We start from the raw sequence: 22,323 nt of genomic DNA, 5'->3' as shown, positions 1-22,323 counted from the left end.
CTTAAGCCATCCTGAGTTTGCCCTTGAACTTGGCATAGAGTGCATAGTCAACGTATTTTTTCTTGCTGATGATGTCAGAAACGGCTGGGGCGAGGTCCCTCTTTTTCTCTATCTCGTCTGTGACCTCTATTATGAATGCGTCACTCCCGGCCCCTGAACCATAGGAAACTGCAAGTATCCTTGCCCCGGGTTCTGCAACGTCCAGTGTTGCTGCGAGACCTATTGGTGTTGCACCGGAGTATGTGTTACCTATTACCGGTGTTAAAAGCCCCGGTTTCACCTGTTCGCTTTCAAATCCAAGTTTTTTTGCTGCCTTCAGGTAGAACTTTCCGTTTGGCTGGTGGAAAACCGCGTAGTCAAAGTCACCTGCAGAAAGGCCCGTCTTTTCCATCATGCCCTTTGCAGCGCCAAGAACATGTTTGAAGTAGGCTGGTTCACCTGTGAACCTTCCACCGTGTCTTGGGTAGGGCATTCCCTCCCTCCTGTAGAAGTCGGGGGTGTCGGTGGTGAAACTGTAGGTTTCCTTTATCTCTGCAAGACAGTTCTCATTTCCTATGACGTAGGCAGCCCCGCCTGCTGATGCTGTGTATTCAAGGGCATCCCCCGGTGCCCCCTGGGCTGTATCTGCGCCAACAGCAAGGCCGTATTCAATGATTCCTGAGTCAACAAGTCCCATACAGGCCTGTATACCTGCGGTTCCTGCTTTACATGCGAATTCAAGGTCAGCAGCTGTCATTTCAGGAGTTGCCTCCACGGCCTCTGCGACGATTGTTGCTGTTGGTTTGACTGCATAGGGGTGGGATTCTGAACCAACATAGACGGCCCCTATCCTTGAGGGGTCTATCTGGCTTCTTTTGAGGGCGTTTCGGGCAGCCTCCACTGAGATTGTTGCGGTGTCCTCATCTGGACCTGGAACTGATTTCTCTTCAACAACCAGTCCCCTTGATATGGCCTGGGGGTCGTCTCCCCAGACCCTCGCTATTTCTTCAACCTTTATTCTGTATGATGGAACGTAAACTCCATATCCAACGATTCCAGCCATGAGTATCACACCATTAATATTAGTCTGGATCCTGTTATTATCTAGAATTAAAGTACTTATCCTTTGCTCTACTATCGGGGTTTCTAATATATATAGCTGATATATGCCTGGTCACTTCCACTGGGAGGGAGGTGCAGATTACATCTAATGGAGTTTCAAGCGGAATAAACAGTTAAAATCAGCCAGAAACAGGTTTATGGTGAATTAATGGGGCACTGTAAAAGAACATTTTATCATATACACTAGAATTAACAGGTTACTGACATCAGAAACAGTTTTTATGCGGTTGCCGGGATTTGAACCCGGGTCGCGGGCTTGGAAGGCCCGAGTCCTAACCAGACTAGACTACAACCGCTATGCGGCGTCCGGGATTTGAACCCGGGTCGCTGGCGTGGCAGGCCAGTGTCTTAACCAGGCTGGACTAACGCCGCAATTCGTAGGCATAGAAAAGGTTTGAAATCATCATATATAAAATTTTCTATTTTCTTCCAGAACACTCCCTGTGGAGGCCCTCCCTGCAGTGGGAACTGCTTTTACGGGGCCTCACACAATTTATAAATGGAGGTTATTCATGGGGGAAGCATCGTCCAGCGAGAGGTTTCATGAGGTGGATGCCCTGAGGGGCATCGCTGTTGTGATGATGATCATATACCATGTGATCTTTGACCTCAACTTCCTTGGAGCGGTGGAACTGGATATGAACTCACCGCTGATCTGGCTCACCGGGAGACTGGCCGCATTTCTCTTTATATTCCTTGTGGGAGTATCACTCAGCCTGAGCCACTCCAGAAGGGGTTCTGGGTGCCCTGGACATTACATTAAGAGGGGTATCAGGATATTCAGCTACGGCCTCCTGATAACTGCTGCCACCTGGATATACCCCCATGAGGGATTCATAGTGTTCGGGGTGCTCCACTTCATAGGTGCTGCTGTTATCATCACATACCCATTTGCAGGAAGAAGGGTACTCTCGGTTATCGGGGCGCTCCTGGCACTGGCAGCCGGTATGTGGGTTTCAGGCTTGCGGGTGGAAACACCATTTTTTGTCTGGCTTGGGCTTAAGCCCCCTGGATTTTACACTCTTGACTACTTTCCCATGCTTCCCTGGATTGGTGTTGTACTCCTTGGTATCTTCACAGGGGATACTCTTTATCTGGGGTACAGGAGAAGATGGAATTGGGAGTTTCCACGAAGAAACCATACACTTGAATTTCTGGGAAAAAACTCACTGGCCATTTACTTTATCCACCAGCCTGTAATACTGGCTTTCATATGGTTTTTGATGAATATTTAAATGTTAAAGCACTACCTCTTTCTGATGTAAGTTTTTGCTGACCATCCTTATGGATTGATTGCAAGCAGAAACCTGCAAGCATCAGGACCTATGTCTGTGCATACCTCCCTATGGACTTGTAGTCAGCAAAATGAGGGGCTTAGTATTACAGGCAATCTCTTTATATATGGTAAAAAATTATAAGCTACTGGAAACTTACAGTTACCAACAAGAGGAGGTAATATTACGAATGCAAAGAAAGGATTTATTCTGAGTTTTCTTCTTGCACTTGCAGTGTACCTGATACCATTACCTGGCCTTAAGGCCTCAGGACACGCAGCAATATCCTTACTTGTTTTCGCGGTTTCAATGTGGGCAACCGAGGCAGTTCCACTTGCGGTAACATCCCTTATAATACTCTTTGCACAGCCACTTATCGGCGTTGAGAGCTTTGAAAATGCTGTTATAGGATTCGCAAACCCCATACTCTTCCTTATGATAGGTGGTTTCATAATGGCTGAGGCCATAAGGAAGAGTGGCCTTGCACAGAGATTCACCTACTACCTTTTGAGGAGGCTTGGAACATCACCCGAGAGGGGCCTCTTTGTGAGCATATTCTCCACGGGCCTCCTCTCAGCGTGGATAGAGAACGTGGTGGCATTTGCAATGCTCCTTCCAATCATAAAGGAGATAGTTGATATAATGGGATGTTCTGAGCCTGAGAGGGGTAGGAGTAACTATGCAAAGGCAATGATACTGGGGGCATCATTCGGGTCCCTTGCAGGTGGCTTCGGGACGGAGATAGGGACAGCCCCCAACCTTATGGCGGCTGCCTACACCCAGATACCCTTCCTCAACTGGATGATCTTCGGGTTCCCCCTTGCAGTTGCAATGCTCTTTGTAATATGGTTTGTCCTCATGAGGATATTCCCCAGTGAGGTCACAGCCCTATGTGACGGTGACGCAGTTATAGGGAAGAAACTCATGGAACTTGGCGAGGTTAAAAGGGAGGAGAAGGTCAGCGCCGGAATACTCCTATTTGCAATTCTGCTCTGGGTGACAGCTGGATGGACAGGCATCAACAGCTACTCGGTTTCACTGATAGCCGCGGTGATGTTCATCTTCGCCGGTGTTATAACCTGGAAGGACGCCCAGAAGAATATTGACTGGGGCCTCATTGTGTTCTTTGGGGGTGCACTCTCCCTTGGAAGCGCCCTCCTCAAGACTGGTGCCGCCGCATGGCTGATAAATGACCTTGTCAGGATGCTGGGATCTGATCCATCAACGATTCTTGTCATGCTGGTCCTCATGGTCCTTGCAGTGCTTATAACTCAGGTGATGTCAAATATAGCACTTGCAGCGATCCTGGTTCCGCTTTCAGTGACCCTTGCAGGTGCACAGCATCAGCCGGTGGGTATATATGCGGTTCCGGTTGCCATAGCATGTTCGCTGTCCTTCATGCTACCAATGGCTGATCCAACCGTTGCCATGGCCTATGGTTCTGGCTACGTTAAGCTCCGCGACATACCCAGGGCAGGGATTCCGGTGATAGTGGTGGGTATCATCCTGACGGTCCTTGTGATTACAACACTCGCGGTGCCGTTCATAGCATAGAATCAACGATTTGGACTCTGTCCAATAAAAAAAGCTTTTTTTAATTTTTTTAAGAATATTCCTTAATTTTTGGATAGGTTTTAAGAAAAAGGGATTTGTGGAGGATATGCATTAGGGCCCTTTTTCTTCTAATCCCCTTCTATGATGTCCTCAATGATGGATAGGTCCATGTTCTCCTCGACTATCTCAGCCAGGCGGTCAATTGAGAACCTCCTTGAGGCATCGAAGTGGTCGTCAACATAGTCAAGCTTTTCAAGGCCCTTCCTCTCCCTCAGAATGTTGGTGAAGTACCTCCTGAATCGGAAGTTGTGGAATATGCCGTGGAAGTAGGTACCAGCAACGTTCCCATCAGCGGCCCCATCGAATCCCATGGTGTATGTGTTACCAAAGCCCCTCTTCACCTTCAGGAAGGGTTTAACATCACCCAGGACTGTGGTTCCCTCATGAAGCTCATAGCCCTCAACGGTTTCCCCTGCAAGACCTGAGAACAGTCCTGAACCGGTTATCTCCCCGGCGCTCTGGGATATTATTTTACCATCACCTGTGAATGTGGTTTTGCAGTCAAGGAGGTTGAGGCCATCCACGCTTCCCAGTTTTGACTCCTGAAGCCCCTCATCAATGATCCTCCTTCCAAGCATCTGAAAACCACCGCATATACCGAATACTGGTATCTCACGGCTCAGATCCCTGATCTCATCGGCGAAGCCATTCTCCCTCAGATACATGAGGTCACTTATGGTATTCCTGGTGCCGGGGATTATGATGGCGTCAAGGCCATCAAGGCTGTCACCGGCCTCTATGAGCCTCACAGCAACGTCCTCCTCGTACTCAAGGGGGTCTATGTCTGTGAAGTTGGATATTCGGGGAAGCCTCATGACACCGATCTTCACATCCCCCCTTCCACGGTACTTCCGCTCTGCGAGCGAGGCTGAATCCTCCTCAGGAAGCTTCAGGCTCTCATCGTAGGGGAGCACGCCAAGAACAGGCACACCGGTGATCTCCTCAATCCTTTCTATACCGGGCATTAGGATGTCAAGGTTTCCCCGGAACTTGTTTATGACAACACCCTTTATCCGGGACCTGTCACGTTCATCGAGAAGCATCAGGGTGCCTGCAATTGAGGCAAAAACACCTCCACGGTCTATATCAGCAACAAGTATAACATCGGCGTCTGCAAGGTGGGCTATCTCCATATTGGCAAGGTCCCGGCCCCTCATGTTTATCTCTGCAGGGGATCCGGCCCCTTCAATCACGATGATATCATATCGCTCCTTAAGGTAATCGAGGGACTCCTTTATGGCCTTTAGGGCGGTTTCCCGGAACCCTGTCTGGTACTCCTGGAAGTTCATGTTCCCTGCGGGTCTACCGTGGACTATGACCTGGGATGTGAAGTCCTCCTTGGGTTTGAGGAGTATGGGGTTCATATGGTATGATGGCCTGATACCTGCAGCCTCTGCCTGGAGGACCTGGGCCACCGCTATCTCTCTGTTCTCATGGGTTGTGAAGGAATTCAGTGACATGTTCTGGGATTTGAAGGGGGCAACCTGGTAGCCCCTCTTTGAGAATATGCGGCAGAGTGCAGCCACAAGGACACTCTTACCGGCACTTGATGATGTCCCCTGCACCATTATACATTTTGAACTCATTTCTTCACCACTTCTGGGCTGCTGTGATCCTAAGATCTATTGATCACTAAAATCTTAAATACCTTGCCTGCATAAATATTATTTGAGTCTATTTGATTTATTATGTGGAGATGGTTGGATGTCCGGTGTTTCTCCTGAAAGCCCTTTACTGTCTGATGAGGACCTTAAATCAGTATTTGAGACAGTTATACATAACAGCCCCGATGGGGTGATCACAGTTGACTCTGAGGGCATTATCGTATTCTCAAACCCTGCTGCAGATAGGATGTTTGGATACACATCCCTTGAGGGTAAAAGGGTTGATTTACTTGTTCCGGAATCCCTCAGGGATGATCTCCAGGCCAAGATGAGGGAATACCGGATGGAGGGGGAGCACGAACTCGCAGGGAGGGTTTTTGAAACCACATCCCTCCGATCAGATGGGACCGAGTTTCCTGTTGAAATGAGCCTGAACCCTGCACGGACATCAGGGGATCTTTTCCTGACCTCAATAATCAGGGATATCTCAGAGAGGCGGAGAATGGAGGATGAGGTTCACAGAAGGGAGGAGCAGTTCAGGGACCTCTTTGAGAACGCCAATGACATGATACAGGCGGTTGACACTGAGGGCAGATTCGTATATGTGAACAGGGCATGGATGGAGACCCTGGGTTACACTGAGGACGACATTGAGAATCTCACAATATTTGATGTGATACACCCCGACAAGCTGGATGAGTGCCGTGAGATCTTCAGCCGTGTAATGAGCGGGGAGAGTATTCCCCTGGTTGAAACCGCATTCATAACAAAGGATGGTGAGAAGATCTTTGTGGAGGGAAACGTCAACGTCCGCATGAGGGATGGTGAGGTTGAATACAGCCGGGCAATCTTCAGGGATGTGACAGAGAGGTTGAAGTTTCAGCGTGAACTCGAAAGACTGGCTTCCATCGTGGAGTCCTCGGGGGATGCCATCGTAAGCTATGACCTTGATGGGAACATAATTGACTGGAACAGGGGTGCTGAGAGGATATATGGTTACAGCGCAGATGAGATCAGGGGACAGAACGTCTCTATTCTCATGGATGAGGAGGAATTTGAAAGGCTCAAGGGCCTCATATCTGAGGTGAGATCCGGTAAACTTGTTTCAAACTTTGAGGCCAGAAGGCTCAGGAAGGATGGGGAGGAGATATGGCTTTCCATTTCACTCTCACCACTCAAGGACGTTAATGGCGAGATTATAGGGGTATCCACCATTGCAAGGGATATAACTGAGATGAAGAGGACACAGGAGGCCCTCAGGGCAAGCGAGGAGAAGTACCGTAAAATCGTTGAGAAATTTATCCAGAATGCCCTTGCCCTCATATCCGAGATAAACCGCTGACCAATTGGAGATACCTTTATAAGTGACATCACCATATATTAAAATAAAAATTTGTAAGTAAAATATTTTAGGCAGAAGGGATAACCATAAACTGTGATTTTATTTTAACCACTTCACTTAATGGAGGCATTTGAATAGAAATGAAAACCACCATTAAAAACTTCAGAACTGAAGGATCTGTTTCATATGAAGGTACTGACGATAAGAAGGAATCAGGAAGGAGCCTTTCATATGAAACCTCAAAGGATATAGATGTCCCTGAAAGACTCATAGATCAGATCATAGGTCAGGAAGAGGCAGTTGAGACCATAAAAAAGGCTGCAGAACAGAGGCGTAACGTATTATTGATAGGTGAACCCGGTGTCGGCAAATCAATGCTGGCAAAGGCAATGGCGGAACTCCTGCCCCGGGAGAAACTCCAGGATATACTGGTCTACCCCAACATAGATGACCCAAATAACCCCCTCATAGGTACTGTACCGGCAGGAGAGGGCAGGAAAATAGTCATGAACCACAAGAACAGGGCAAGGGCACAGGATGAGAAGAAGAACCTCTTCATGATGCTCATAATATCATTCATCCTAGTCCTAGGGTTCATGGTTAACCAGTTCCTTGCAGCCATAATAGCGGCGGGTATAGTCTTCCTGGCCCTCCAGCAGTTCAGGCCAAGGACCACCGTCATGGTGCCCAAGCTCCTGGTCAACAACGAGGGAAGGCAGATTGCCCCATTCGTTGATGCAACAGGTGCCCATGCAGGTGCGCTCCTGGGGGATGTGAGGCACGACCCCTACCAGTCAGGAGGTCTTGGCACACCGGCACATGAGAGGGTCGAGGCCGGGATGATACACCGGGCCAACAAGGGTGTCCTCTACATAGACGAGATAGGGACAATGAAGATGAAGACCCAGCAGGAACTCCTCACAGCCATGCAGGAGAAGAAGTACTCCATCACGGGTCAGAGCGAGACAAGCAGCGGTGCAATGGTGCGCTCACAGGCTGTCCCATGTGACTTTGTTCTCGTGGCGTCAGGTAACCTTCAGGTGCTTGAGGGCATGCACCCGGCCCTCCGGTCAAGGATAAGGGGATACGGGTACGAGGTTTTCATGAAGGACACAATGCCTGATACACCTGAAAACAGGGACAAACTTGTCCAGTTCGTTGCACAGGAAGTTGAAAAGGATGGAAGGATCCCCCACTTCAGCAGGGAGGCCATAGAGGAGATAATAAGGGAGGCCCAGAGGAGGGCCGGTAAGAAGGATTCACTCACACTCAAACTCCGTGAACTTGGGGGTCTTGTGAGGGCTGCAGGGGACATTGCCAAGAGCCGTGGCGCGGAACTGGTTGAGACCAGGGATGTGATGGATGCAAAGAAACTTTCAAGGACCCTCGAACAGCAGATCGCTGACCGATACATTGTACAGAAGAAGAAGTACAGTGTCTTCAAATCAGAGGGCGGCGAGGTTGGACGCGTCAATGGACTTGCAATAATCGGTGACAGGAGCGGTATCATCCTCCCGATAGCTGCAGAGGCAGCCCCCGCTCAGAGCAAGGAGGAGGGCAGGATAATCGCCACAGGTAAACTGGGTGAGATTGCCCGTGAAGCTGTTCAGAACGTAAGCGCCCTCATCAAGAAATACACAGGTACAGACATATCAAACTATGACATACACATCCAGTTCCTCCAGGCATACGATGGTGTGGAGGGTGACAGTGCAAGCGTCTCAGTGGCAACAGCCGTCATATCAGCCCTTGAGGAGATACCTGTGGATCAGTCAGTCGCCCTAACAGGCTCACTGAGCATACGTGGAGATGTGCTCCCGGTGGGTGGGGTTACAGGGAAAATAGAGGCGGCTGCAGAGGCAGGGATAAAGAAGGTACTCATACCAGCCTCCAACATGGGGGACGTCATGATTGAGAAGAGGTATGAGGATAAGGTTGAGATAATACCCGTTGAGACCCTCGGTGACGTCCTGGAACACGCCCTCATTGGTAAGGGCAAGGAGAGCCTCCTTGAGAGGATGCAGAAGATAAGTGATATAGTACCATCAATCATGAAGAAGCCAGCCATGCACTGATTTTTCAGGGCTGGGCTTATTTCCCATTTTTTGACTTTTGAAGGGCTTTCGAAGTAGCTGATTGTTTTTTACTTTTATAGAGGGTCCACGTTTTAAGGTCAAAATGAAAAAATTATTTTATTGCCTCCGCAATCAGAGGGGCAACCGAAATCTCACTCACCTCTGATTTCAGGGTGTCCGTTGCAATCACCCTCTCAACACCTGCAGTGAATATCCTGAGCAGGGCGTCCTCCACAAGGACAGGGTGGACGCAGCACACGGTTATGCTTGAGGCCCCACAGTTTCTTAAAATTCCCGTGGCGTTGACAATCGTACCCCCGGTACTTATGATGTCATCCACCACCACAGCGTCCATCCCCTCAACATCCAGGTCCCTAACCCGGGTCTCAACGGTTTCAGGGGAAAGCCTCACCTTCTCCATGTAATCGCATTCACATCCAAGTATGCTGCTGACCTCCCTGGCATGGCCCATGGCACCCTTATCGGGTGCGATGATCACAGGGTCATCCAGGAATGAGATGTGCCTGGCTATGAGGGGCATGGCAGAGAGTTCAGTTACAGGTACGTTGAAGAATTCGCTGAGGCAGTTCTCATGGAGGTTCACGGTTATGATCTCATCTGCACCAGCGGCCTCAAGGAAGCGGGCAACTATCCTGGCTGACACAGCCTCTCCACTCTTGAATCGCCGCTCCTGCCTCCCGTAACCGAAGTAGGGTATCACAGCCCGTACATAATCCGCCCCAAGATCCTTAAGGTTCTCCATCATGAAGAGGAGTTCCATGAGGTTCTCATCCTGGGGGTAACCTGTTGACTGGACAACGGTGACCTCACCATCAACCTCGCTCTTAACACGGATGTAACGCTCCCCATCAGGGAATTTACGGGTTTCAACTGGGCACAGTTTATCATCAAGCAAATCTGCAACGCTTGCAGCCAGTTTTTGTGATGCTGAACAACCTATTATCATGAAAAATCACCATGCATGATTAACAATTTTTATATAGATAACTCTATTAATTCTAATTATAAAATTTTGTCAGACCAGAGAGGTGAAATGGTTGCATGAACTATCCATGGCCGATGCAATTGTAAGGACAGTAATCGATGCTGCAGAGAAAAACGATGCAGTGGAGGTCCTGGAGGTCACAGTTGAGATCGGTCAGCTCACTCTACTTAACCCTGAACAGATCAGATTCATGCTGGAGGTCCTCAGCGAGGGCACAATACTTGAAGGGGCAGATTTTAACCTTGAGGTTGTCCCGGTTGAAATAGAATGCAAATGTGGGTATGAGGGCGTGGTTGAGGCCGATGAACTTGACCACTTCGCCCCAGTCATAAGCTGCCCTGAATGCGGGGGACATGAGTTCCAGGTGATGGCTGGCAGGGAATGCAACGTCAGGAACATAAAAATTGAGAAGAGGGAATAGAGGAGGAATTCCATGCATAAGATAGCAGAGGTTGAAATTCAGAATGATATTCTCCTTGCAAACAGAAAACTTGCCAAGAAAAACCAGAGGCGCCTTGACAGGTCCAACGTCTTTGCAGTTGACTTTTTAGGTGCAATAGGATCAGGAAAGACAACACTCATAGAGAGGCTCATTGAGAACATGGACAGAAAGGTTGCGGTCATTGCAGGGGATGTTATAAGTAAATTTGACGCCGGGAGGTTCGAAAGGTACGGCGTGCCGGTTGTCGGGCTGAACACAGGTAAGGAATGCCACCTTGACGCTCATCTAGTTGAACACGCACTTGAGGATCTTCCACTTGAGGAGGTGGACATCCTTTTCATTGAAAACGTTGGTAACCTCATATGTCCAGTGGACTTTGACCTTGGATCACATATGAGGGTCGTTGTTGTGAGCTCCACAGAGGGCGATGATACGGTGGAGAAGCACCCCCTCATATTCAGGGAGGCCGACCTTGTGGTTATCAACAAGGCCGACCTTGCAGATGCCGTTGGTGCAGATCTCGATAAGATGGTTGAGGATGTTAAACATATCAATCCCGATGTAAGGGTACTTAAAACCAGTTTAAAAACCGGTGAAGGTGTTCAGGAGATAATTGATGCCATTGAGGATGCCATGGCCGATTAAAATTTTATGGTGGTCCCCTTGAAGGTATGGATTGACATTACAAACGCCCCACACGTGAGGTTTTTCAGGGACATCATCACCCACCTCCAGGACGAGGGGGAGGATGTGATCATAACCGCAAGGAAGTTCGGGGATATACACAGACTCATGAACCTCTTTGGCTTTGAATTCACCTCGATAGGTAAACACGGTGTGACACTCGCTGAAAAGCTCCTTGAGAGTACCAAGAGGGCCTACAAGCTCTCAAAATTTATAGCCGAAGAGAAACCTGATGTTGGTCTTTCAAAACATTCAATAGAGCTTCCGAGGGTCACATTTGGTCTCGGAATTCCCAGTGTCTATGTACTGGACAATGAACATGCCATTGCAGCCAACAAGCTGACACTCCCACTCTGTGATCATATAATCATGCCTGAGGTCATTGACCTCTGGGATATAATGAAGACCGGGGCTGACCCCAACAGGATAACAAGGTACAGGGGGACATCTGAGATAATCCACTTCCAGAACTTTGAGTACAATGAGAACATCTTCGAGGACCTGAACCTGAAACTTGAAAGGGAGAAGACAATACTCATGAGGCCAGAACCATCGCTGGCCTCCTACCTGGATGCCGACTGCCATGAATCTGTGCTCACACCAATAGTGGAGGTTCTAAAAGATTACGCCAACATCCTCATCATCCCACGGTTCAGGGAACAGGAAGAGATCTTCAGGGGATACGACAATGTCACCATAATCAAGCCGCCGGTTGACACATTCAGCCTCATGAAGAGGTGCGACCTTGTAATCGGTGCAGGGGGGACCATGAACAGGGAGGCCGCCCTACTGGGCACACCCGTCATATCATGTTACCCTGGAAAGCCGCTTTCGGTTGACAGGTTCTACATTGAGAACGGGCTGATGTACAGGTCAACGGATGTTGACGAGATAGTCAACATGGCACTGAGGCTTCTTGTTTCACGAAAGGGTATGAAGGAAATCAAAACAGACGACCTTTTCAGAATAATAATTGACAGTGTCTATGAGGCCGCTGATTCAGGACCTAAAAAGTAGAATTGATGGACTGGCCGGGATTTGAACCCGGGGCCTCCGCCATGCCAAGGCGACGCTCTACCAACCTGAGCTACCAGCCCTAACACAGTATACATTAAGTCTTTTCATATTTAAACTTAACCCCTTAAAAGTTCTCCAGTTCATTAATATCTCCGGTGGTTTGCTTGATCTTAAGGAATGTGAGGGAGGAGGATTTCACTGCTATAGCGGAACTGGCATTCAGATGTCCCCCCATGGTTACAGAGAGGAACTCAATCTACCATATATTCACAAGGTTCTTCAGCAGCACTTCCTTTGTTGCAGAGGAGGATGGAAGGATCACTGGCTTTCTCCTGGGATTCATATCCCAGGACGACCCTCATGAGGCATACATTCATCTTCTCTGTGTCTCACCACACCTCAGGGGAAGGGGCGTGGCATCCCGGCTTCTTGAGGTCTTCACAGAAACTGTGAGGCAGAAGGGGGTTAATGTGATATACCTTATAACAAAACCAGTGAACCAGAGGGCGATAAGATTTTACCTTAAAAATGGGTTCAGGGCGGTGGAGGAGGGTGAAACAGTCGATGCTGGTCCTGTGAAGGCGGTGGCAGATTACAATGGCCCCGGTGAGGACATGGTGGTATTCAGAAGACTCATCTGATGCTAAAAGACCCATGGGAATGCATCCCTGCTATCCCCAACGGGTGCTCTGGCTCCGGAAAAACTTTTTAAGATGACCCCCAATATAAGGATGTATCTGATAATCTGATAAATTTCTGGAGGATTAAATTGGCCCTCATAGCACAGAATCACCTTCAGTTCATAGTAGAGGTCGGCATCCTCATGTATGCGGCCATGATATTCCTGCTGAACCTGGCACCCCTTTCCCTCAGCATGATACTGTTCCTCTGTCTTGTGCTGGGGATAGGATTCAATATAATATTTGGCCTTGATGTTGTGGCGCTCTTCATGTCCTTCGGGCAGAGTGAATTCACGCACCCATTTGGCCCCATAGCACTTCTTGTTACCATATCATCCCTTGCAGCCCTTGCAATCATGGAGGACTCAGGGGTTGAGGTGGGTGGACTCAGGGGATTCGTTTATATCCTCATGGCGGGCATAACCGTTTTTGGGGGTCTCATGCACAGGTCATTCCTTCTCCTGTGGCTCCTTGGGCTGCTGATAGGCTTCTTCCTGATCTCCAAGTCCATGAGGCAGAAATCCATCATAACAGTTAAGAGGGTTCTGGGTTTCGCTTTCATCGCGGTCGCAGGATTCGGGGGCCTGGAGTTACTCTCAAGAATACTCCAGATGCCTGTTTTAAGTCCTCTCCTACGTATAGAGAGGCTTGAAACCTTTTCACTTCCAAGCCTCAAACTTGTACTCAAGAACACCACCCTCCTTGGACATAACCCCATGTCATCCTACTGGGGTGAACTCTCAAGTGGATTTGCAGACGGCTACATTTCACTGCCACTCCAGCTGATACTCTTCTTTGGCCTTCCCTTCCCGGTCTTCTATGGCATACTGGTCAACAAGAAGGATGTAATAGATTACATGGTGCCTGGAATATTTGGATGGGCATACGACTTTGGTTACATTACAATGGTGTTCCTTTTAATCTGGTGTGTGGGCATCATTATCATGGGCCTCAGGATGCTCTACATGTACCGGGATATGAGGGAAAATGGCTCAAAAACGTACCTTGGAAGGGAGGTCCTCCTCACAGGCGCACTTGCAGCCTTCATGTCCCAGGCACTCATAGGACTCTTCATAATAAACAGGACAATAAACGGAACAGCTCTCATGACATTCATATTTCTCAGCTCACTCATATTCGCCACTTCATTCGGGGTGAAGGAATAATTCAGTATTCAGGGAGTGTATATATGAAAGCTTTGATGATACTCGGATGCCCGGAGTCCCCGGTGCAGGTTCCCCTGGCAATTTACACATCACATAAACTCAGGAAGAAGGGGTTCAGTGTTACCATAACAGCAAATCCCGCTGCAATAAGGCTTGTGCAGGTTGCGGATCCAGAGGGTGTATACACTGGTGAACTCACTGACCTTGACTCCTGCCTTAATGAACTCTCTGAGGGGGACTATGAATTCCTTGTGGGTTTTGTACCCAATGATGCCGCCGCAGCGTACCTTGCAACCTTTGCAGGAATACTTAATACAGAAACACTGGCGGTTGTATTTGAAAGGGATGCTGAAACCCTTGAGAAACTGGTTGATGCTGTTATGGAAGGTACAGAAGCCGAGATAATAGCCGCGAGGGCACACCACAACCCGGCCCCATTGAGGGTCAGGATAGACAGATTCCTGGAGGAGCTATGATGTCATTCTGCATAGAGACCTACCTGCAGCAGTCCGACGACTATGAGATCCACATGACCCGTTCAGGGTTCAGGGAATGCGCGGCATTCATTGAGAAAAAGGCAAAGAGGGTCGTCCACATAAGGCCCGGCGAGAAGATACTGGGTGCAAGGATAATAGGCATACCCCCGGTACCTGTTGGCATAGATAAGGAACGCTCAACCGTGATGATACCCTACACAAAGCCCTGTTATGGGACAGCGGTCATAGAGATACCCGTGGATGAGGATGAAATAGATAGAATAATTGAAGTTGCAGAGCACTGACGGTGATAGAGTGATCACAACGGTGGTTGGAAGCTACCCAGCAACCCCCCGGGAACCTGAAACATTAAGGGAGCGAATTTCAAGTTTCATCGGCGCCTACGATGCCTGCAGACCCGCCATAGAGACTGCAGTGAGGGACCAGGTGAGGGCAGGTGTTGACATCATCTCAGATGGACAGGTGAGGGGGGACATGGTGGGCCACTTTGCAGAGGCAATGGGTGGCATGATGGTAAAGGATGGAGTATCAATCATATTTTCAAGGATAACACCCCCTGCAGGCTCCATAGGATCAGATGACCTGATATATGCGATGAAAATACTCAGAAAACTTACAGATGACGAATCAAAGGGTGTTAAGGGGATAATCACAGGACCATCCACCATGGTGCACGCATCAAGGATAGAGGGATTCTACAGCCCCCAGAATAGGGAGAGGGCAATTATGGATATGGCAGAGGCCCTTAGGGTTGAGGCCGAACACCTCCAGGATGCAGGGGCGGTCATGATACAGATAGATGAACCATTCCTCTCAACGGGTATGGTGGATATGGGGACAGCAAGAAGGGCTGTTAAACGCATTTCAGGGGCCCTCGATGTGGATGTCTCCCTCCATGTATGCGGTGACATCAGCGGGGTTATTGGGGAACTCCTCACATTCCCAGTTGATATGCTGGACCTTGAGTTTGCAGGAAGACCATCAAACCTTGAAGTGCTGGCAGATAAATGGAGGGGCGATAAAAAACTGGGATTCGGCTGCGTTGACACATCAACTGAGGCTGTTGAGTCCACTGATACCATAAAAAACCTTATTGAAAGGGGTGCTGATATAGTCGGGGAGGATAACCTCTACATAGACCCTGACTGTGGAATGAGGAAACTTCCAAGGGAGGCGGCATTCGCCAAACTCAGAAACATGGTGAAGGCCGCATCAGAGTTTTAGGGGGTTCAAAGATGGCCTATGAGATAAGCGTTGATGAAATTGCAGAGGGATGGCTTAAACTGGTTAGGAAGATAATGAGTGAGGGGAGAGAGATAAGGGATGAAAGGGGGTCCCTCACAAGGGAGGTCATGAATACGGTTGTGACAATAAAAAACCCCCTCGGCAGGTCAGGAGACTTCTACCACCTCCCGGCCAGATCACTCATCAATATAAGGGTCCCTGAGGGGTACTTCTGGAGCGGGGAGAAACTTGAGAAGTACTCAGAACAGTTCCTCTCAGATGACAGGAAGGGATTTGTATACACCTATGGTAACCGTCTCAGGGCACACTTCGGTGTGGACCAGGTGGATAGGGCGATAGAGAGACTGAAAAACTGTAAAGAGTCCAGGAGGGCCACCATGGTCACATGGGACCCCAAAATAGATACTGAAAGTGATGAGGTCCCGTGCATGATCCTTGTGGACTTCAAGGTGAGAGAGGGGAGGCTCTTCACCGCGGCACTCTGGCGCAGCCACGACATCTACGGGGCATGGTTCCCCAACGCCGTTGGCCTCGCCTACCTTGCAGATCACGTTGCATCGGAGGTGGGGGTTGAGGTGGGGCATATAACCATCCACTCCATTAGCGCTCATATATATGAGGTTAACTTCAAAGAAGCAAAAGAGGTGATTGAAAATGGTTAGTGTGAACATTGAGGCAAAAAAGATAGTTGACCGGATGATCGAAGGTGCAGATGACCTTAAAATAAGCGTTGATAAACTTGAAAATGGCTCAACAGTCATAGACTGCGGTGTTAACGTTGATGGTAGCATAAAGGCCGGTGAACTCTACACCGCGGTGTGCCTTGGAGGCCTTGCAGATGTGGGCATATCAATACCCGGTGACCTGTCAGAGAGGTTCGCCCTGCCCTCAGTCAAGATAAAGACAGACTTCCCGGCCATCTCAACACTGGGTGCCCAGAAGGCAGGCTGGTCAGTCAGTGTTGGTGACTTCTTTGCCCTTGGGTCAGGACCTGCAAGGGCACTTGCACTTAAGCCGGCAGAGACCTATGAGGAAATAGGCTACCAGGATGAGGCTGACATCGCAGTTCTCACCCTTGAAGCAGATAAACTTCCAGGGGAGGACGTCACAGACAAGATTGCAGAGGAATGTGATGTTTCACCGGAGAATGTTTACGTACTCGTGGCCCCAACATCATCCCTTGTGGGTTCAATACAGATCTCAGGTCGTGTGGTGGAGAACGGTACCTACAAGATGCTTGAGGCACTCCACTTTGATGTTAACAAGGTCAAATACGCCGCAGGTATCGCCCCAATAGCCCCCGTTGACCCTGACAGCCTGAAGGCAATGGGTAAAACCAATGACGCCGTCCTCTTTGGAGGCAGGACCTACTACTACATAAAATCAGAGGAGGGCGACGACATAAAATCCCTTGCAGAGAACCTGCCATCATCAGCCTCTGAGGGCTACGGTAAACCATTCTACGACGTATTCAAGGAAGCGGACTACGACTTCTACAAGATAGACAAGGGCATGTTCGCACCAGCAGAGGTCGTCATAAATGACCTCAGAACCGGCGAGGTCTTCAGGGCAGGTTTCGTCAATGAAGAACTCCTGATGAAGTCCTTTGGACTTTAATTTCTTTCTTAACTTTTTTTCTGGAGCAGCAGTTCATGCCATCAGTATCAGTAACTCACTGCCAGTCCTATGACCCTGAGGAGGTCAGGGATGGTGTTAGGGAGTGCCTGGATCACCTTGGGGGTGTTAAAAAATTCGCATCACCCGGTGACAGGGTCCTTCTGAAACCCAACATGCTCATGGCGGCCCCTCCTGAAAGACACGTCACAACACATCCAGCGGTTATCGAGGCGGTTGCAGAGCTCTTCATAGACACCGGGGCGGAGGTCAGAGTTGGGGACAGTCCAGGAGGATCCTTCAGGAATATAGAGAAGTTCTGGAGGGCCACAGGGATACTTGACGTGGCAGAGAGGCTTGATATTGAACTCATAAACTTTGAGGCATCTGGGTCATACATAATGGGAGGGGAGGGCTACCCCATCTCAAGGCCGGTTGTAGACAGCGACATCGTTGTCAACCTCCCCAAGCTCAAGACCCACTCCATGACCATCTTCACCTGTGCTGTAAAGAACATGTACGGTGCTGTACCCGGCTTCAGGAAGGCGGATTATCACAGGGAACACCCGGGGCCATCTGACTTTGCTGAGAAGCTCCTTGAGATCTACCTGATTACTAATCCTGCACTCACCCTGGTGGATGGGGTGGTGGGGATGGAGGGCAATGGTCCCTCAGGAGGTGACCCAAGACACCTAGGCCTTCTTCTGGCATCCGAGGATGCACTGGCACTTGACACTTACATACCCCTGCTCCTTGGGATGGATCCGTTCAGGGTACCTGTGAATGAGGCTGCACGGAGAAGGAACCTTGCTCCTGACCCTTCAGATATAGAGATTCTGGGATTTGAGGCTGAAGTGGTGGATGACTTCAAGTGGCCCTCCAACATATACTACACCCTTGACCTGCTCCCATCGGGCCTTGCACGTGCGCTCATGAAGCTCTGGTGGTCAAGGCCCGCCATAGACCCTGAAAGGTGCAGGAACTGTAATGTATGTGTTGAGAGCTGCCCTGCCGACGCCCTGAAGTCCGGGGCGCTGGTACCAGAGTTTGACTACTCCAGCTGCATAAACTGCCTCTGTTGCATGGAGGTATGCCCACACAGGGCTTTCTACCAGGATAAAAGCCTCCTCTACAGGCTTACCAGTCTGTTCTCGGGGGTGCTCAAATAGCTTTTTTTATGAAGTTGGCGGTAAGTGCACACCAAAACTTTTATTGATATCTGATTCTGGGGGAACCCCACAAACCCATGATCTGGTGAGGCGAACACCAAAACTTTTATTGATATAGGGCCATAACTAAAACCGGTGTTTTCATGGAATTTTATACAGAGGAGATTCCACTGCGAACCTCCATGCGGGTTGAACTCATTGATATAACCTCCATGGTTTCAGGGGTCCTCGCGGCATCCGGAATAAAGGAGGGAATACTGAACGTATTCTCAAGGCATTCCACATCAGCGATATTCATAAATGAAAATGAGACGAGGCTTCTGGGGGACATAGAGTCAATGCTCACAGGTATGGTGCCTTCAGGCGGTTCATATGGCCATAATGTAATAGATAACAATGCCGATTCCCACCTGAGGGCCGTGCTCCTTGGTGGGAGCCAGACGATTCCAGTGGTAAATGGGAAGATGGACCTGGGTACATGGCAGAGCATATTCTTTGCTGAACTTGACGGACCAAGAAACAGGAGGATCAGGGTTTCGGTTGCTGGCAAACCCTGAATGTTGGTTATGGGTGTCAGGGTTTCAGTGTAAACCATAACCCGGTTATTTATTTTTCCTACTGGAGGATCACAACACCCAACGACCTGGGATTCAGCTTGGGTTGATATTCACTTCTCCTTAAATTCAATTTCAAGGGCAATGACAGGATACTCCAGGTTGAAGTTTGTCACAACCTCGGGGTGAACCTCACCGAAGAACCCTCTTATTCTCGATGACTCACCCTCAGATTCAATGGCAGCACACCTTCCCCTTATGAATGATGGGTGGTCAAGGGGTTCCACTCTAAACTCATATCCAAGGTTCTCGACCACTGCAGCCGCAATTGACTTGATCTCGGTGAAACCAGCGCTTGAATGGGTGACTGCACATGCCAGTTTCTTCACGGTACGTGTACGGGTCTCGGCTTCAGCGTCAATGTATACCACATCCCCAACCTCGAATATTCTCTGGGGGAGATCCTCATGCCTGTTATCCTCAAGGAATTCAAGGAGACCATTCAGGAGGCTCTTGCGGATCATGGTCCGATCCTGTGAAATCGGCTGGGCAACCTGCACCCTTTCATCCTCCTCGAGCCTCATCTTCTGGTAGTGGCTTTCCTCACTCGTTAACATGAGGCTCATAACCTCCTGGAAGCCCAGACCAACCATAACCTCCCTTATGAATTTATCGGCCCTGTTCCAGTTATCCTCCTCTGCAATGGTTGCAACCTCAGGGATTAGGGGTTCGATTCTCCCTATACAGTACTGGGTTGCTATGTTCTCCACAAGGTCAACCTCGTGGAGGATGTCCACCCTGTAGGCAGGGATAACCGCAAGGACCTCGTCAGGGGAGACGACGGATGTATCCATACGGGCCTTCATGAGGAGCCCTTTAATCTCAGCAGCGTCAAATTCAAGGCCTGTTATGCGTGAAGCTGTTGATACAGAGACACTCATCTCCTTTGGTGTGAGGTCAGGGAGCCTTAACTCAGAATCAGGACGCCTCACTATTACTGACCTTATGACACCACCGGACTCTGCAAATGATGTGCATATGATGTTCAAGGTCTGGTTAACTGCCCTCTCATCGGTGCCTGTGACATCAACGAGTATCCTCTCTGTCTCTGTGGTTAACTTGGTGAGTTCCCCGTTTATTATGGGGGGGAGGGAGAGTACATCTCCATTCTTATCGGTTATGAGGGGATACATTTCATGGTCCCTCAGGAGATGTGCATAGGCCACACCCTTGGGGTGCTCCTCCAGTATCTCCCGGGGTGTCATTTCACATACACTTTCAAGGGGGGTGAAGGTGACACCCTCAGGTTCAACTCCGCTGTATACGAAGGGGGGCTCAACACGGTCAAGGTCATGTATACCAATGGCCACCTTCTTCCGGTCACGTCCAATAACCCAGTGGAGGTCCTCCTGAAACTCCATGACCTGTTTGAGCTTCTTATCTGTGAATCTCACATTTTCAATGACAGCCATTCCAAGGTGGGGCCTCACATTGAGGACAGACTCATCAACGGTCACCTCAATGTCTGATTCAAGAACATCATAACGGGGCATGCCTGTTTCAATCCCCAGAAATCCCCTGAGACTCCTTGCAACACCCTCAACCGAGAGGAGGTCAGGGCGGTTGGGGAAGAATTCAACCTTAATACCCTCATCATCAAAGTCCTCAATGTCACTCCCCATCATCGGCAGAACTTCAATGAGCCTTTCTCTATCAATGTCAATGCCCAGTTCCTTCAGGTCATCGTAATCCAACGTTATAACAGGCATGGTGATCTCTCCGGTAAATATGATGGTTCAAATTATCATGGGTATCCAATAAATAATTAACCCGCCCCCATCTCAAAATTCATATAGTCAAGGAAACAGAATACATAGAAAGGGGGTGTGAAGTTGAAACACATTTTTTTGCTATATTTTTTGGTAATCGCGATTCTCATGGGTGCAGCATCAGCCGCCGCTGTAAATCAGACACCTGCAAATAAGAGCTGGAGTACTTGGGGTTCATCAGGGACCCATCACCATGAGGTGGACTCTGACTGCTGCTCGGTGGTGGTTAATGTTAATGAGAGTGACGCTGTCTTTGCCTACAGGCGGGATTCCACCTATGCCGCCACCCTCAGGATTCAGAAGACGGTCTGGAATGGCAGGGAAACCCTGAAGGAATACAAGACCGTCAACGGATACTTCTTCCACACTATAATCTCAGAGGGCGGATGGATGATGGGGGCCGGCGGACCCGATATAGTCTGGATAAACCGGGCCCTTGAGGCTATAGGGGGAGACATCATCCGGCGCGGCAACGTGACATCCTATGATATGAAGAGGGCCCACAGCCTCGTGAGGAAACTCGGCCTCGGACACTTTGTTATAAGGGGCCCGGGGGGTCAGGTAGGGGTTTCAATTTACAGGAGGGGATACTCAAGGCTCTCGGTATTCAGGCTGAGGAATGGGGAGTACATAAGTGTACCCAACAGCCCCTCGTATTACCGGAGAGGCTACTATTCACGCTGGAGTCAAAATCCCCTTAAGGCAGCGGTTTATGCTGCCGGGACAGACCGCTGGGGATACAACAGACGAAACATACTTCTCTACGAGACCCTGAGCAGGGAGAACTCAACACTTCTGAGGGTTCACGCAACCTTTGATGGAGGCAGGCTCCTTGGAAGAAACAGGGGAAGGCCCGATAACATAATATTCCTTGGAAAATATGTGGCAGCATCATCACTCCCACGGATACCCAACACAAAATTCATAGGCTCCGTGACACTGAAGAGAAACTGATAAATACAGATCAAATTGTTTTAAAAGGAAAATGGGATTTCTAGAGGGCAGAGAAGACCATTATGAAGAAAACCGATTCCACGGTGAAGTGGAGGGCCCTGTGATACAGCCACCCATGGTCCACCCCGCTCAGCTGATGGTAAAGATCCACAACAAGGTGTATGAGGGCTGCAAGGAACCCTATCTCAAATGAGAGAAACACAAGGGACAGCACTATGAAGTGGAAGAGGGCCTCCAGACCCTCATGGACCAGCCACAGCTGGATGTTCGATGAGACGGTCTCCTTTATTATCCCGGCAAGAAGTATGTAGAAGTCAAAGAAGACATTCCAGAGAATCCTCGTGTGTATCTCATCACTTATTGCAAGGAAGAGTGCTATGTAGAACCAGATCAACTCCATTGGCATTCACCATATGAGAACTTGCTCTCCTTTTATTTCTCCACAAAGTTAGAGTA

The 22,323-nt window shown here is 49.2% G+C and carries 22 protein-coding genes and 3 tRNA genes; 17 read left to right on the top strand and 8 right to left on the bottom strand.

Features of this window, described 5'->3' with window-relative positions; all coding sequences use genetic code 11:
- Position 1: 1 nt before the first annotated feature.
- The 3 genes from OXN82_RS04825 to OXN82_RS04815 all read right to left on the bottom strand — a co-directional run bounded on the left by OXN82_RS04825 (position 2) and on the right by OXN82_RS04815 (position 1,473).
- Complete coding sequence (locus OXN82_RS04825; RefSeq protein ID WP_321210859.1) at positions 2-1,042, bottom strand: hydroxymethylglutaryl-CoA synthase; 1,041 nt, start codon at positions 1,040-1,042, stop codon at positions 2-4.
- A 281-nt stretch (positions 1,043-1,323) separates the two neighbouring features.
- Positions 1,324-1,397: transfer RNA gene (locus OXN82_RS04820), tRNA-Gly, on the bottom strand.
- Between the two features lie 2 nt (positions 1,398-1,399).
- Positions 1,400-1,473 (bottom strand) — tRNA-Gly (locus OXN82_RS04815).
- Positions 1,474-1,613: 140 nt separating this feature from the next.
- On the opposite strand from OXN82_RS04815, the gene OXN82_RS04810 reads away from it, so the two are divergent.
- Together OXN82_RS04810 and OXN82_RS04805 are read left to right on the top strand one after the other, a co-directional pair.
- Positions 1,614-2,336 carry a heparan-alpha-glucosaminide N-acetyltransferase gene (locus OXN82_RS04810; RefSeq protein ID WP_321210858.1) on the top strand — a complete coding sequence of 241 codons (723 nt, stop codon included), beginning with the start codon at positions 1,614-1,616 and terminating at the stop codon, positions 2,334-2,336.
- A 273-nt stretch (positions 2,337-2,609) separates the two neighbouring features.
- On the top strand, positions 2,610-3,929 hold the full coding sequence (locus tag OXN82_RS04805; RefSeq protein ID WP_321210857.1) for a DASS family sodium-coupled anion symporter: 1,320 nt from the start codon (positions 2,610-2,612) through the stop codon (positions 3,927-3,929).
- Between the two features lie 128 nt (positions 3,930-4,057).
- Here OXN82_RS04805 and cobQ read toward each other — a convergent pair whose 3' ends face one another.
- Entirely contained in the window at positions 4,058-5,575 is a 1,518-nt protein-coding gene (gene cobQ, locus OXN82_RS04800) for a cobyric acid synthase CobQ (RefSeq protein ID WP_321210856.1), read from the bottom strand.
- 118 nt (positions 5,576-5,693) lie between these two features.
- Here cobQ and OXN82_RS04795 point away from each other — a divergent pair, with 118 nt between their 5' ends.
- Positions 5,694-6,935: a PAS domain S-box protein gene (locus tag OXN82_RS04795; RefSeq protein ID WP_321210855.1), complete on the top strand. Its 1,242-nt coding sequence runs from the start codon at positions 5,694-5,696 to the stop codon at positions 6,933-6,935.
- Between the two features lie 140 nt (positions 6,936-7,075).
- Positions 7,076-9,010: an ATP-dependent protease LonB gene (lonB, locus tag OXN82_RS04790; RefSeq protein ID WP_321210854.1), complete on the top strand. Its 1,935-nt coding sequence runs from the start codon at positions 7,076-7,078 to the stop codon at positions 9,008-9,010.
- A gap of 112 nt (positions 9,011-9,122) precedes the next feature.
- Here lonB and OXN82_RS04785 read toward each other — a convergent pair whose 3' ends face one another.
- Positions 9,123-9,977, bottom strand: coding sequence for a ribose-phosphate diphosphokinase (locus OXN82_RS04785; protein ID WP_321210853.1), 855 nt, complete (start codon positions 9,975-9,977; stop codon positions 9,123-9,125).
- A gap of 91 nt (positions 9,978-10,068) precedes the next feature.
- Between OXN82_RS04785 and hypA the strand changes: the two genes are divergently transcribed.
- The 3 genes from hypA to OXN82_RS04770 are packed head-to-tail and all read left to right on the top strand — an operon-like array spanning position 10,069 to position 12,159.
- Complete coding sequence (gene hypA / locus OXN82_RS04780; RefSeq protein ID WP_321210852.1) at positions 10,069-10,437, top strand: hydrogenase maturation nickel metallochaperone HypA; 369 nt, start codon at positions 10,069-10,071, stop codon at positions 10,435-10,437.
- Between the two features lie 12 nt (positions 10,438-10,449).
- Positions 10,450-11,103 carry a hydrogenase nickel incorporation protein HypB gene (gene hypB, locus OXN82_RS04775; protein WP_013295992.1) on the top strand — a complete coding sequence of 218 codons (654 nt, stop codon included), beginning with the start codon at positions 10,450-10,452 and terminating at the stop codon, positions 11,101-11,103.
- A gap of 9 nt (positions 11,104-11,112) precedes the next feature.
- On the top strand, positions 11,113-12,159 hold the full coding sequence (locus OXN82_RS04770; protein WP_048901293.1) for a DUF354 domain-containing protein: 1,047 nt from the start codon (positions 11,113-11,115) through the stop codon (positions 12,157-12,159).
- A gap of 6 nt (positions 12,160-12,165) precedes the next feature.
- On the opposite strand, the gene OXN82_RS04765 is transcribed toward OXN82_RS04770, so the two are convergent.
- Positions 12,166-12,239 (bottom strand) — tRNA-Ala (locus tag OXN82_RS04765).
- An 84-nt stretch (positions 12,240-12,323) separates the two neighbouring features.
- Between OXN82_RS04765 and OXN82_RS04760 the strand changes: the two genes are divergently transcribed.
- From OXN82_RS04760 to OXN82_RS04720, 9 genes are all read left to right on the top strand, one after another.
- Positions 12,324-12,800 (top strand): GNAT family N-acetyltransferase, encoded by a 477-nt coding sequence (locus OXN82_RS04760; protein WP_370005847.1) that lies wholly within the window; start codon positions 12,324-12,326, stop codon positions 12,798-12,800.
- Between the two features lie 128 nt (positions 12,801-12,928).
- A complete protein-coding gene (locus tag OXN82_RS04755; RefSeq protein ID WP_013295989.1) occupies positions 12,929-14,005 on the top strand; it encodes a hypothetical protein in 1,077 nt (358 codons plus the stop codon).
- A 23-nt stretch (positions 14,006-14,028) separates the two neighbouring features.
- Entirely contained in the window at positions 14,029-14,481 is a 453-nt protein-coding gene (locus OXN82_RS04750) for a DUF1890 domain-containing protein (protein ID WP_321210850.1), read from the top strand.
- Positions 14,481-14,786: a DUF1894 domain-containing protein gene (locus tag OXN82_RS04745; protein ID WP_321210849.1), complete on the top strand. Its 306-nt coding sequence runs from the start codon at positions 14,481-14,483 to the stop codon at positions 14,784-14,786. Before OXN82_RS04750 ends, OXN82_RS04745 begins: the two co-directional genes overlap by 1 nt.
- A 10-nt stretch (positions 14,787-14,796) precedes the next feature.
- Complete coding sequence (locus tag OXN82_RS04740) at positions 14,797-15,726, top strand: methionine synthase (RefSeq protein WP_321210848.1); 930 nt, start codon at positions 14,797-14,799, stop codon at positions 15,724-15,726.
- A gap of 11 nt (positions 15,727-15,737) precedes the next feature.
- Positions 15,738-16,409 (top strand): thymidylate synthase, encoded by a 672-nt coding sequence (locus tag OXN82_RS04735; RefSeq protein ID WP_321210847.1) that lies wholly within the window; start codon positions 15,738-15,740, stop codon positions 16,407-16,409.
- Positions 16,402-17,364 carry a methenyltetrahydromethanopterin cyclohydrolase gene (gene mch / locus OXN82_RS04730; protein ID WP_321210846.1) on the top strand — a complete coding sequence of 321 codons (963 nt, stop codon included), beginning with the start codon at positions 16,402-16,404 and terminating at the stop codon, positions 17,362-17,364. The genes OXN82_RS04735 and mch overlap by 8 nt, the downstream gene beginning before the upstream one ends.
- 35 nt (positions 17,365-17,399) lie before the next feature.
- Entirely contained in the window at positions 17,400-18,530 is a 1,131-nt protein-coding gene (locus OXN82_RS04725) for a DUF362 domain-containing protein (protein ID WP_321210845.1), read from the top strand.
- A 143-nt stretch (positions 18,531-18,673) separates the two neighbouring features.
- Positions 18,674-19,087: a secondary thiamine-phosphate synthase enzyme YjbQ gene (locus OXN82_RS04720; RefSeq protein ID WP_321210844.1), complete on the top strand. Its 414-nt coding sequence runs from the start codon at positions 18,674-18,676 to the stop codon at positions 19,085-19,087.
- A 110-nt stretch (positions 19,088-19,197) separates the two neighbouring features.
- On the opposite strand, the gene pheT is transcribed toward OXN82_RS04720, so the two are convergent.
- Entirely contained in the window at positions 19,198-20,853 is a 1,656-nt protein-coding gene (gene pheT, locus OXN82_RS04715) for a phenylalanine--tRNA ligase subunit beta (RefSeq protein WP_321210843.1), read from the bottom strand.
- Positions 20,854-21,003: 150 nt separating this feature from the next.
- Here pheT and OXN82_RS04710 point away from each other — a divergent pair, with 150 nt between their 5' ends.
- A complete protein-coding gene (locus OXN82_RS04710) occupies positions 21,004-21,867 on the top strand; it encodes a hypothetical protein (protein ID WP_321210842.1) in 864 nt (287 codons plus the stop codon).
- A gap of 40 nt (positions 21,868-21,907) precedes the next feature.
- Here OXN82_RS04710 and OXN82_RS04705 read toward each other — a convergent pair whose 3' ends face one another.
- Entirely contained in the window at positions 21,908-22,267 is a 360-nt protein-coding gene (locus tag OXN82_RS04705; RefSeq protein WP_013295978.1) for a hypothetical protein, read from the bottom strand.
- Positions 22,268-22,323 lie beyond the last annotated feature (56 nt).

Source organism: Methanothermobacter sp. DP (genome assembly GCF_026692625.1).
In the GTDB taxonomy this organism is placed as follows: domain Archaea; phylum Methanobacteriota; class Methanobacteria; order Methanobacteriales; family Methanothermobacteraceae; genus Methanothermobacter; species Methanothermobacter marburgensis.
The sequence above is the reverse complement of the archived record's forward strand: the minus strand, read 5'-3'. Positions and strand labels throughout refer to the sequence as shown.